Annotated in this window: 9 protein-coding genes; all 9 read right to left on the bottom strand. The window is 39.3% G+C overall.

The window, feature by feature from the left end; translation table 11 throughout:
* Nucleotides 1-132: 132 nt before the first annotated feature.
* Entirely contained in the window at nt 133-693 is a 561-nt protein-coding gene (locus A6M14_RS00655) for a TPM domain-containing protein (protein ID WP_152872853.1), read from the bottom strand.
* Nucleotides 687-1,742 carry a TPM domain-containing protein gene (locus A6M14_RS00650; protein ID WP_152872852.1) on the bottom strand — a complete coding sequence of 352 codons (1,056 nt, stop codon included), beginning with the start codon at nt 1,740-1,742 and terminating at the stop codon, nt 687-689. The genes A6M14_RS00655 and A6M14_RS00650 overlap by 7 nt, the downstream gene beginning before the upstream one ends.
* Before the next feature lie 35 nt (nt 1,743-1,777).
* A complete protein-coding gene (locus A6M14_RS00645; protein ID WP_152872851.1) occupies nt 1,778-2,368 on the bottom strand; it encodes a LemA family protein in 591 nt (196 codons plus the stop codon).
* A gap of 170 nt (nt 2,369-2,538) precedes the next feature.
* A complete protein-coding gene (locus A6M14_RS00640) occupies nt 2,539-3,960 on the bottom strand; it encodes an FAD-dependent oxidoreductase (protein ID WP_152872850.1) in 1,422 nt (473 codons plus the stop codon).
* A gap of 68 nt (nt 3,961-4,028) precedes the next feature.
* Nucleotides 4,029-8,504, bottom strand: coding sequence for a glutamate synthase large subunit (gene gltB / locus A6M14_RS00635; protein ID WP_171500220.1), 4,476 nt, complete (start codon nt 8,502-8,504; stop codon nt 4,029-4,031).
* 487 nt (nt 8,505-8,991) lie between these two features.
* On the bottom strand, nt 8,992-9,801 hold the full coding sequence (locus tag A6M14_RS00630) for a hypothetical protein (RefSeq protein ID WP_152872848.1): 810 nt from the start codon (nt 9,799-9,801) through the stop codon (nt 8,992-8,994).
* A 10-nt stretch (nt 9,802-9,811) separates the two neighbouring features.
* The gene (aroB, locus tag A6M14_RS00625) at nt 9,812-10,897 is read right to left on the bottom strand and encodes a 3-dehydroquinate synthase (RefSeq protein WP_152872847.1); all 1,086 of its coding nucleotides are present in this window, start codon (nt 10,895-10,897) and stop codon (nt 9,812-9,814) included.
* A 20-nt stretch (nt 10,898-10,917) separates the two neighbouring features.
* A complete protein-coding gene (gene aroK, locus A6M14_RS00620) occupies nt 10,918-11,460 on the bottom strand; it encodes a shikimate kinase AroK (RefSeq protein WP_152872846.1) in 543 nt (180 codons plus the stop codon).
* A gap of 37 nt (nt 11,461-11,497) precedes the next feature.
* A partial coding sequence (locus A6M14_RS00615) for a type IV pilus secretin PilQ (RefSeq protein WP_152872845.1) occupies nt 11,498-13,114 on the bottom strand: 1,617 nt, incomplete at its 5' end.

Below are 13,114 nucleotides of genomic sequence, written 5' to 3'. Positions count from 1 at the left end.
GTTTGTGCAACAAAGCCCATTATAATTATTTTTTAAATAAAAACAGAGTTTTATGTCGAATTATTTTTATACATTTTTTTTAATGTTTTTTATTGTAATAAAGTGACAATATTTGTCACTTTATTTTGTAATTTATCCAATAATAATAGGCGAATTAGATAACTCGTTCTCAATATCTTGGTATTGATCAGTATAATAATTATCCAAAACAATACCTATCTCTGTCACACCAACTACAACCGCTTCCCTATATTCTTGTTTTTTTATGGTTTGAATCATCTTCTCACAAATACTATTCCAAGCATCTTTTGTTGTCGCTTTTTTAATCCCTCTATCGATTAATATTTCCACTTTTTTATCGCATAAATTTATATAAACCAAAACACCACTATTAAACTCTGTATCCCATACACCCACTTCTGCAAAAAGTTGTTTCGCTCTAGCATAGCTGTCTTGGTAATACGCTTGTGCGGCAGGAATATAAGCTTCAATGACCACCTGAATTTCACCCACGTGACCTTTTTCTGCTTGTTTAACGGCTTCTGCAATTGCATGTTGATCTTGCTGATTAAAATATCTCTTTGTTGCAGGCATAAAGAAAAAATGTTTTAGCCATCTTTTCAAACTTGGCTGCGAGGTTTCCAATAATTTAGGTTGCGTGACAATTTTTGTCGTTTCTGTATTTGTTACCATGATCCTGATGCTCCTCCCCCGCCAAAGCCACCGCCTCCGCCACTATATCCACCACCACTTCTACCGCCTCCCGAACCACCACGTCCACCACCCGATAAAACTGCTTGTAATAAAATTTGTGCGATAGTGGTTATAAGTAAGAAGAAAATCCCCCCACCAATAAGTAAGCTTGTTAGTAGTCCTGCCCCATTCACCAAACCTGCCACAGTTCCTGCAACAGCCGCAGTCGATGCGCTGAGTCGTTTACCCACAACAAATGAGCCAAAAATCCCGGCAATTAAAATAATCAAAGCAGTATTAAATGTTTTCTCTTTGGCTTGTTGTTCATGCAAAGCCTGAGCTTGCCGTTCTTTTAGCTCTTGAGCCGCTTGAGTAGCAATTTCAGGATCCATATTTAAGATGGTTTCAACTTCAACCAAACCGGCATCAATTCCTTGTGCAAACTGATTTTGCTTAAAATAAGGTGTGATGCTATTTCTAATAATTCGACTTACAACAATATCGGGTAAAACACCCTCCAAACCATAACCTGTCACAATTTGAATGCGATGATCATTCATCGCAACCACCATAAGCAAGCCATTATCTTGTTTTTTTAAACCCAATTTCCATTGATCTGCAACACGCATTGCAAAATCGAAAATATCTTCTTGCCCTAGAGTGGGTACAATCACAACGCCAATTTGTGCTTTTGCTTGTTCATTTAGCTTTAAAATTCGAGCGCTGATTTGTTGTTTTTCACTTGCAGATAAGATATTCGCTTGATCAATAACAGGTTCATTTAACGTAGGCAAAACTCTTATTGATTCACCATCTGCTAAATCATTTTCAACTTGCAGTGGCTGAATTTGAGTTTCTTGCAGCGTATTTTTTTGAACTGTTCGTTGTTGTTGACCCTGAATGACTTGCCCAAGAACAACTGTATCTTCACTACTATCTATTGCTGTCGCAGTTTCACTCCAAGCAGAGACAGTAAAAAGCATCATCCAACTTAAACAAACAAATTGGATGAATTTTGTTATTGGAAATCTTTTTTCAGAGTCAATCATCTGCACCATCCTTATGGTCTTTTTGAGTCACTGAATTATTCAAAAGCCACTTTTGGGGCAGTTTGTGCACTTTGGTCTGCTTTAAAGTTTTCTTTGGTTTTCATTCCAATCACTTTTGCTGTCATCACTTGCGGAAATTGACGTGAATACGAATTAAAATCTTGAACACTTGTGATGTAACGATTACGTGCAACTGCTATTCGGTTTTCTGTACCTTCTAATTGCACTTGAAGTTCTTTAAATTGCTCATTGGCTTTTAAGTCTGGATAATTTTCAGAAACTGCAATTAAACGTGACAAAGCACTAGTCATTTGTGCTTGAGCTTGTTGATATTTTTCAAATAAAGCTGGATCTTCTAGAACTTCTTTATCTACTTTTAAGCCTGCAACATTGGAGCGTGCTTGAGTTACTTCCGTTAATACCTGCTCTTCATGCTTGGCGTAGCCTTTCACGACATTCACAAGGTTAGGCACTAAATCCGCACGGCGTTGATATTGGTTTTGTACTTCTGACCATGTTGCAGCAACAGATTCATCTTTTACTTGTAAAGTATTGTAGCCACACCCAGTTAACATCAATGTACTTGCAAGTGCAGTCGCTAAAACAGTTTTTTTCATGTAGTTCATTTCTATAAACCTCAATGACTTAGTTATATTTGTTAAGTTCACTCGATTCTAACTCGATTTTTCATGATTATTGTGTATTTTTTTTACATCTCTAAAATACACTATTTGATAAAAATACAATACGCATAAAAAAACTCGCCGAAGCGAGTTTTATAAATGATTTAAATATTTTAAACATCTAAATAATCAAGAATGCCTTCCGCTGCTTGGCGCCCCTCATGGATTGCCGTAACCACTAAATCTGAGCCACGCACCATATCACCGCCTGCGAAAATTTTCGGATTAGACGTTTGGAACTTATAGTCTTGCTTTTCAGCAGCAACCACACGACCTGAACCATCTAAGCTGATGTTTGCAGCACCAAACCAGTCTGCAGGGCTTGTACGGAAACCAAATGCAAGAAGCACAGCATCGGCAGGTAGAATTTCTTCAGAACCCGGAATTGGCTCAGGACTACGACGACCACGACTATCAGGCTCGCCTAATTGTGTTGTCACCACTTTCACGCCTGTCACTTTTCCATTTTCGCCTACAATTTCGATAGGTTGACGATTAAAAGCAAAGTTCACACCTTCTTCACGCGCATTTTTCACTTCTCGACGTGAACCCGGCATGTTTTCCTCATCACGACGATAAGCACATGTTACAGCTTCTGCACCTTGACGAATTGAAGTACGGTTACAGTCCATTGCAGTATCTCCACCGCCAAGAACAATCACCTTTTTGCCTTCAACTGAAATATATTCAGCAGGATCTTTTTCCCATCCTTGCGTACGGTTTACGTTAGCAATTAAGAAATCTAAGGCATCATAAACGCCATTTAAATCTTCACCTGCAAAACCACCTTTCATGTAAGTGTATGTTCCCATACCCATGAATACCGCATCATAATCTGCAAGTAATTGATCGATGGTGATATCTGTACCAATTTCAGTATTTAAACGGAATTCAACGCCCATGCCTGTGAAAATTTCACGACGGCGTTTCATCACATCTTTTTCCATTTTAAACTCAGGAATACCGAAAGTGAGAAGTCCACCAATTTCAGGACGCTTGTCAAATACAACAGGTCGAACACCATTGCGTACCAAAATATCTGCACAACCTAAACCTGCGGGGCCTGCACCAATAATTGCGACTTTTTTGTCTGTCCATTTCACATGCGACATGTCTGGACGCCAGCCCAAAGCAAAGGCGGTATCGTTAATATATTTTTCTGCATTACCAATGGTGACTGCACCAAAACCATCATTCAGCGTACAAGCACCTTCACACAAACGGTCTTGTGGACATACACGACCACACACCTCAGGCAATGTATTGGTTTGATGACACAGTTCAGCCGCTTGGAAAATGCGACCTTCTGCAATCAGTTTGAGCCAGTTGGGAATGTAGTTATGCACTGGACATTTCCACTCACAATACGGATTACCACAACCTAAACAGCGATGTGTTTGGTTTGCTGCAACTTCAGCTGTAAACGGTTTATAAATTTCCACAAACTCTGCTTTGCGGATATTCAAATCTTTTTTCTCTGGATCTTGGCGTGCTACATCCAGAAATTGAAAGTCATTGTTTAGGCGCTCTGCCATGTCTCTCTCCGTGGGTAGGTGTAGTCAGTTTTTTGCTACACCTGCCTATCTTTCAGCAAGTAGTGGAATTATTGTGGATCTGCTTGAGTTGTTTTTAACAGCGTTTGTAAGTTCGCTGCTTTTGGTTTCACAAGCCAGAATTTACGACTGTAGAAATCAAACTCGTTGCGGATCTTGTACGCCCAAGCACTACCTGTTTCTTTAATATGTTCATCTAAAATGCGCAGTAAGAACGATTGATGCTCTTCCATTGCCTCAGTTGAAATACGATTCAATTCAATAAGCTCGTGATTGTAATGGTCAACGAAGTCATTATCTAAATCAAGTACATAAGCAAAACCACCTGTCATGCCCGCACCAAAGTTATGCCCCACTTTACCCAATACAGTCACAATACCGCCTGTCATGTATTCACAGCAATGATCGCCCGCACCTTCAATAACCGCAAAGGCACCTGAGTTACGAACTGCAAAACGCTCACCTGCTGTACCTGCTGCAAATAACTTACCGCTTGTTGCACCGTATAAACATGTATTACCAATAATGGCAGTATTTTGCGTTTGGAATGGTGAACCTTTTGGTGGGAAGATGGAAATACGACCACCCGCCATGCCTTTGCCCACATAGTCATTTGCATCACCCTCAAGGCTAATATGCAAACCACCCGCGTTCCAAACACCTAAAGATTGACCTGCGGTACCTGTCAAATTCACTTTAACAGGATGTGCTTCCATGCTTAAGTTACCGTAGCGACGTGCAATTTCACCCGATAAACGCGCACCAATAGAACGGTCACAGTTACCAATTGTGAAACTATATTCACCACCTGTACCGGCTTCAATTGCAGGAAGAATTTCTGCCACCATTTTTTCAGCAAGCAAGCCTTTATCGAATGGTGCATTACCTTCAACTTGGCAATATTGCGCTTTACCTTCAGCAGAAGGATGCGATTGAAGTAAGGCACTTAAATCTAAATGTGATTGTTTTTCAGTTTCACCCGGTAAAACTTCAAGTAAATCTGTACGACCAATCAAATCTTTCAAGCTTGAAACACCAAGCGCTGCTAACCATTCACGTGTTTCTTCTGCAATAAATGTGAAGAAGTTAATCAACATTTCAGGTTCACCAATATAGTGTTCCTGACGTAAATGATCTTGCTGTGTTGCAACACCTGTTGCACAGTTGTTTAAGTGGCAAATACGTAGATATTTACAACCCAAAGCAATCATTGGTGTAGAACCAAAACCAAAGCTTTCCGCACCTAAAATTGCAGCTTTAACAACGTCTAGACCTGTTTTTAAACCACCATCAGTTTGTACACGTACTTTGCCACGTAAGTCATTTACACGAAGTGCTTGATGCGCTTCAGATAGACCTAATTCCCATGGCGAACCTGCATGATGAATCGAAGAAAGTGGAGATGCCGCTGTACCACCGTCATAACCTGAAATGGTAATGAAATCGGCATAGGCTTTTGCAACGCCCGCAGCGATCGTACCTACACCCGGCTCTGAAACAAGCTTAACGGACACCATCGCCTGTGGGTTAACCTGTTTTAAGTCGAAAATTAATTGAGATAAATCTTCAATTGAGTAGATGTCGTGATGCGGAGGTGGAGAAATAAGCGTCACACCCGGAACAGAGTAGCGTAAACGAGCAATTAAGCCATTCACTTTACCACCCGGCAACTGACCGCCCTCACCTGGTTTTGCACCTTGAGCCACTTTAATTTGAAGCACTTCTGCAGAAGTTAAATATGCAGGAGTTACACCAAAACGACCCGATGCAATTTGTTTAATTTTCGAGTTACGAATTGTGCCGTAACGTGATGGATCTTCACCACCCTCACCCGAGTTTGAACGTCCACCAATAGTATTCATTGCAATGGCAATCGCTTCATGTGCTTCAGGTGATAACGCACCTAAAGACATCCCTGCTGAGTCAAAACGAGGAAGAATATCTTTTACCGTTTCAACTTCATCTAAAGCAATTGAATTGTCTGTTTTAAGCTTAAATAAATCACGAATAGTGGCAACAGGACGTGTATTTACAAGCTCTGCATATTCTTTAAAGTCGGCATAATTGCCCGAACGCACTGCTTTATGTAAAGCATTGATCACATCTGGGTTAAATGCGTGATATTCCTTATCGAATACAAATTTCAGCAAACCACCTTGTTCAATTGGTTTACGTGCTTTCCAAGCCAAATCTGCTAATTTTTTCAAGTCATTTTCAAGGTCGCCAAATGTCGCCCCTTTAATACGACTTGGAACACCTGTGAAGCATTTATTAACCACTTCATCAGATAAACCCACCGCTTCAAATAGTTGACCACCACGGTAAGATGCAACGGTAGAAATACCCATTTTTGATAAAACTTTGAGTAAGCCTTTTTCGATACCCTTACGGAAATTCGCTTGTGCATGAATTGGGTCACCCAACAACTCACCTTTTGCAATTAAATCATTAATCACATCGTATGCAAGATATGGATAGATTGCTGTTGCACCAAAACCTAAAATCACCGCAAATTGATGCGCATCACGTGCGAGTGCAGTTTCAATAATAATATTGGCATCGGTACGTAAACCCGAATTCATTAAGAAGTGATGAATTGCACCTGTTGCCATAATTGCATTTGCAGGAAGGAAACCTTGACGGATTTTCTTATCTGAAATAACAAGCAATGTTTTACCATCACGAATGGCTTGAGCGGCTTCCTCACAAATACGTGAAATTGCTGCTTCCAAACCTTCAGCTTCAGGATAGTTCAAGTCGATATCCGCAATTTCATAGCCTTTACGACCTGAAGTGCGAATTTGGTGCATTTTCGAATTTGAAAGTACAGGGCTTGAAATAATTAAACGATCTGCATGTTCAGGGCTTTGTTCAAATACATTTTGCTCACGACCGAAACACGTTTCCAATGACATCACGATTGATTCACGTAATGGATCGATTGGCGGATTGGTTACTTGAGCAAATTGTTGACGGAAGTAATCTGAAACATGGCGTACTTGGCGAGACAATACCGCCATTGGCGTATCATCACCCATTGAACCGACAGCTTCTTGACCACTTTCAGCGATTGGACGTAATAGCTGATCACGTTCTTCAAAAGTTACCATGAACATTTTTTGTGATGCTTTTAGATCATCGCCTTTTAAGCCTTGATCACATAAATATTCTTCTAGTTCTGGGCTACCTTGAATACGTACAGAGTTTTCACGTAACCATTGACGATATGGACGCATGCGTTTCAAATGATTACTGACATCATTTGTATCTAGCATTTTGCCTGTGAATGTATCAATCACAAGAATTTGACCCGGCCCTACACGACCTTTCGAAATCACGTCTTCAGGTTGATAACCCCAAACACCAATTTCAGATGCAAGTGTAATGTAACCATTTTTCGTAATCACCCAACGTGCAGGACGCAAACCATTACGGTCAAGCATACAAATCGCATGACGACCATCTTGAATTACAAGACCAGCAGGACCATCCCAAGCTTCCATATGCTTAGAGTTAAATTCATAGAATGCACGTAAATCTGCATCTAAAGTTTCAACGTTTTGCCATGCAGGCGGAACAAGCATACGAAGTGCGCGAAATAAGTCCATTCCACCACCGACTAAAATTTCAAGCATATTATCCATACTTGAAGAATCTGAACCTGTACGATTCACAATTGGATTTAAATCGGTTAAGCCAGGTAAAAATTCATTTTCAAATTTAGGCGTACGTGCTGTTGCCCAGTTACGGTTTGCGGTAATGGTATTGATTTCACCATTGTGTGCTAAATAGCGGAATGGCTGAGCCAATGGCCAACGTGGCAATGTATTTGTAGAAAAACGCTGATGGAATACTACAATATGAGAAGCTAAACGCTCATCTGCCAAGTCTGTATAGAAGTCTGCAATGTATGCAGGCATCATCAAGCCTTTATAAGTAAGAACTGTTGAACATAAAGTCGTTACATAGAAATATGGGTCATTGGTTAATTGTTGTTCTGCACGGCGACGTGCCATAAACAATTTACGGTTGAATTCAACTTCAGTTACGCCCATTGGGCAGTTCACAATAATTTGTTCAAATGCAGGCAATGACTGCATTGCAATAGAACCTAATGCATCATTATTGGTTGGAACTACACGCCAACCTAAAACTTTACATCCTTCTGCTTCAATTTCTTTCGTTAGAATTTTTTTAGAATGTGTTGCCAATGCAGGATCTAAATTTAAGAATACCGTGCCTGCAGCAAATATTTCGCTTAAAGTAATATCACTAATTTTTTTCGCTTCTTCACGGAAAAAAGCCTTTGGCATAGCCAAAAGAAGACCACAACCATCCCCTGTTTTACCATCTGCGGCAATACCACCACGGTGGGTCATACAACTTAAACTATGAATCGCGGTCTTGACTAAATCATGGCTTGCATCACCCTTCATATGGGCAATTAAACCGAAACCACAGTTATCTTTAAACTCATCCGGTTGGTATAAACCTTGAGCGGGAGCTACTGTATTAGGCGATGGCATGTGCATAGCGTACCCTTCTTTTCAACATACTCTTTCAAGTATTAAAATAAATCTAATTTCTTTGCGATTCGTATGACTCACTCACATCATTGAATATTCACAAAATCTGTTCTTATTACAATTGAACTAATAGCTAAGTTATAGCTCAACCGAAGGCGATGAAAAACAGATTTATGCGTTTTAAGTACCAAAATTAAGTAAGCAAATTTGACAAGATCGCACAATAATTGAATATTTTTGCGCCAAAACAGTGACGTTTATTTTATTCATGCACCAATAAAGCAAAAATAATGCCAACTCTTTATTCAACTTTTAAAGCATTTAATTTTCGATGAGTTAGTATTAAATCTGCAAGCAGGACAAACTACTTTATTGTTTTTTGCACTATTCATGTGCATTTTAAAAAATAGAAGAATTGCTATGCGCTATTTTAGAACAGATTTATGACCTATTTTTATTCAAATTTAAACGATTATTTATTTTCTACTTATTCTGCATGATCTGATGGTGTATTAGGAACTTCCGTGTGTGATTTTTTTACATCAACAACATTTCCACTATCATCTCGACGTGTCACTGTCGTTGTTGTTGTCGCATCAGCAGGCACTTTATCTTCATTTAATGAATTTTGCTGTTTTACAACAGGCACTTGTACAACTCTAGGAACAGCCGCAGGCAATAATCTCACTTCATGAATCTTTCCTGTAATTCCAAGCTCATCAGATCCAAGGTCATTTACCCATTCAGCATAATCAGAAAATGAATGTATTGTTGGTTTAAGCGAAACAGGAAGTTTGATAGGAAATGACTCTAAAGCAGACTTAGCTGTATTTGCATTGCTGTAATTACCATAAAGTACAACGTATTGCTCGTGCTGATTTTCTCCGCTCAAGCGAATATAAATCAATTGACTACGATCAGTTTGCTTCTGAATAAAATCTTTTACAACACTTTCTTCTGTTGCACGAAACAATTCAATGGTCGAGTTTTTTGCTTGATCTGTAATAAATTTAGTACCACGAAACTCAGCTTCATGGTTTCCTGACGCTGTTAATCTTGTTGTGTTTTCTAAAGGCTTAACTTCATCAAGTAACGCACCTAAATGTGTTGTCGCAGCAACTTTTTCAGGTTGAATCTGAATTTCGACTTCTGTTTCAGGTGCCTTAACAACTTCAACAACATCATCATCTTTGTCTGTAATTGCCCAGAACACCAAAGCAAAAAATAAGCACAACACACCGCACGTAAGCCAAATTGAACTTTGAATACGCTCCCAATATGTACGAAGTGTTGCCATAAAAAATACCTTATACGATGTCTTGATTCGCTAAAATTGCTTGTTTCATCAATTCTACATCGAACTCTTTTGTAATAACTGCCTGACCTAATTGTTTCATTAACACTAGACGCAATTGACCATTTAAGACCTTTTTGTCATGCGACATAAATCCAAGAAAATCATCCAATGGAATTTTAGGACAAATGATAGGTAATTGCGCGCGAGAAATGATGTTTTTTGTACGCTCTAAATCTGCTTGGCTAATCCATCCCATTCTATAAGATAAATCTGCTGCCATCACCATACCCGTTGCCACAGCTTCACCATGCAACCATTCGCCATAACCTAGGTAAGATTCAATTGCATGACCAAAAGTATGACCAAGGTTTAATAATGCGCGTTCACCCTGTTCTTTTTCATCATTCGCAACAATGCGAGCTTTATGCGCGCAAGATTTATAAACCGCTTCTGCAAGTAATGTTTCATCACCTGCAACAAGACCATCAATGTTATCTTCAAGCCAAGCTAAAAATTCAATATCGCCCAAAAGTGCATATTTAATGACTTCTGCCAAACCTGCTGAAAGTTCTCGTGATGGTAAAGTTTTTAATTGAGACATATCGGCTAAAACCACTTGCGGTTGCTGAAATGCACCAATCATATTTTTACCTAAGGGATGATTAATCCCTGTTTTACCACCAACACTAGAATCGACTTGGGAAAGCAATGTGGTTGGAACTTGCACAAAATAAACACCACGTTGGAAACTTGCAGATGCAAAACCTGCCATATCTCCAATAACGCCACCACCTAAAGCAAGCACCGTACAATCTCGGTTAAAACCGACTTTCAATAAAGCATCAAAAATAAGTGTTAAATGCTCAATATTTTTATACTTTTCACCATCAGGCAAAATACAGGTTTCAACGGTTTTCCCTAAACCCTGAATTGCATTCACATAGCGATCTAGATACAGAGGCGCAACTGTTGTATTGGTTACAATCATGACTTGTCTGCCATGAATATAAGGCGCAAGTAACTCCTGTGGATTTAATTCACTACCAATAAAAATTGGGTAACGGCGATCGCCGAGTTCAACATGTAAAGTTTGCATGAAATAGACCGCTTAACAGCTTAGGGTAATTCGTTAGAAATAACTAAATCTAGAATACTATGTGCCAAATCTTTGGCAGCACCCTGATTTGTTTCGATAATGTAATGTGCAACTTCTCTATACAATGGATCACGAATCGCTAATAGATCGCGCAACTTTCGTTCCGGATGTTCTACTTGTAATAATGGACGATTTTTATCGCGATAGGTACGCTGAAGTTGAATTTCGACAGGAGTATACAGATAAACAACGATACCACGTTGATTTAAAAATTCTCGATTAGGGGCCTGAGTCACAGCACCACCACCTGTCGCAACAACAAGATTTTGGCGATTTGTTAACTCATCGATAACCACAGTCTCACGACCTCTAAACCCCACTTCACCTTCTTTTTCAAAGATCCATGGAATTGTTGCTCCTGTTTTTCGCTCAATTTCATGATCACTATCAAGAAACTCACGACCTAACAATTCTGCGAGATGCCGCCCAACTGTGGTTTTTCCTGCCCCCATAGGTCCTACCAAATAAATATTAGGTAGAGACTCAAACTCTTTGCTTAGCAAGGAGTCACCTTTTAATTTTGTTTAAATTGAAAATATATTAATGATTTCTTGAAACACTGTCATTAACAATTCGCGGTGTAACAAAAATCAATAGCTCAGATTGAAGATTTGATTTGACATTATTCTTAAATAAATTCCCAACAACAGGAATATCACCTAAGAATGGCACTTTTTTGTAAGTGTTACTTTTCGCATCATCAAAAATACCACCTAGAACAACTGTTTCACCATCATCAACCAAAACATTCGTTTCAAGTTCATTGGTCTTAATCGCATAACCCGCAGTTGTTAGTTCACCTACTGTATCTTTTTCAATTTTCAAAGACATTTGAACTTTGCCATCTGGGGTAATACTTGGCGTTACTTCTAGTTTCAAGTTGGCATCAACAAAGTTTGTTGTTACACCCGTATCCGCACTCCACGTTTGGTATGGAAGTTGGTCACCACGAAGGATATACGCTTTTTGCTTATCCCCTGTTAAAACTTTGGGTGCAGATAATACTTCACCATGACCATCCGACTGCATTGCCATTAACTCAAGATTCAACATGTAATCAGAGATTTTAAGTAAACCAAAGTTAAATGTACCTGCTGTTGCTATACCGTCAGATAAATCCACCCCCAAATCAAATTTAGGAGAAAAATCTCCACCCCAAACTGTTGAGCCATTTGGTCCTTGGGCTAAAGATGGATTACCACGCTCAAGCCCCCACTTAATACCCAATTCACGCGAGAAACTTGTATCAGCAGTCACAATACGAGCTTCGACCATCACTTGCTTTACAGCAACATCAAGCAAGTCGATCATTTTTTTCACTTTTTGAATAAACTGATCCGTATCATTTACAATTAAGGTATTTGTTCTTTTATCGACAGAAATCGAACCACGTGAGCTTAAAAGGCTTTCATTTTTACCTTCACTTGCTCCACCACCAGCTGCTTTATTTGAAGTAATTAATGCTGAAATATCTTCAACCTTGGCATAGCTTAGTTGAATATATTCGGTTTGGATTGGCGCAAGCTTAATTTGTTGCTCCAACATTTTTGCTTCATCTTCATCGGCTTTCGTCAGTTCAGCCATTGGTGCAATCCAAATCACATTACCACTACGACGTTTTTCTAAGTTTTTCGCTTTTAGAATAATATCAAGTGCTTGATCCCAAGGAACATCTTTTAGGCGTAGTGAAATACTCCCCCCCACACTATCAGCAGCAACCATATTCACATTGGTGAAGTCTGCCAATAACTGTAGAACTCGACGCACTTCAATATCTTGGAAGTCTAGAGAAAGCTTCTGACCTGTGTAACTATTCGATGAACGAGGTTTTAAAGTGTTTTTTTCAGTTGGGCGCTTTAAGCTAATAGTTAACTTATTTTCTGCTTGATAAGCCATGTATTCATAGCCACCCGTTGCCTGAATCGTAATAACACCATTTGCACCATCATTATGCGAATCGATTGTCGACACAGGCGTAGCAAAATCATTTACATTTAAGCGACGTGCCAAATGAGATGGAATTTTATTACCGATAGTACGGACAATAATTTTACTGCCATTTTGCTGCACATCTACAGATGTATCTTTCCCTAGTAAATCGACAACAACTTGCCCTTCACCATCGTTTCCACGTTGAAAACGGCTTTGTTGCACAAA

This window comes from Acinetobacter portensis, assembly GCF_009372215.1.
Classification (GTDB): Bacteria; Pseudomonadota; Gammaproteobacteria; order Pseudomonadales; family Moraxellaceae; genus Acinetobacter; species Acinetobacter portensis.
This window is presented reverse-complemented; position numbering and strand designations above follow the sequence as displayed.

Coding starts and splice junctions, on each gene's coding strand:
- A6M14_RS00655 (WP_152872853.1), bottom strand. CDS start 693: ATGGTAACAAATACAGAAACGACAAAAATTGTCACGCAACCTAAATTA.
- aroB (WP_152872847.1), bottom strand. CDS start 10,897: ATGCAAACTTTACATGTTGAACTCGGCGATCGCCGTTACCCAATTTTT.
- A6M14_RS00650 (WP_152872852.1), bottom strand. CDS start 1,742: ATGATTGACTCTGAAAAAAGATTTCCAATAACAAAATTCATCCAATTT.
- gltB (WP_171500220.1), bottom strand. CDS start 8,504: ATGCCATCGCCTAATACAGTAGCTCCCGCTCAAGGTTTATACCAACCG.
- A6M14_RS00640 (WP_152872850.1), bottom strand. CDS start 3,960: ATGGCAGAGCGCCTAAACAATGACTTTCAATTTCTGGATGTAGCACGC.
- A6M14_RS00630 (WP_152872848.1), bottom strand. CDS start 9,801: ATGGCAACACTTCGTACATATTGGGAGCGTATTCAAAGTTCAATTTGG.
- A6M14_RS00645 (WP_152872851.1), bottom strand. CDS start 2,368: ATGAACTACATGAAAAAAACTGTTTTAGCGACTGCACTTGCAAGTACA.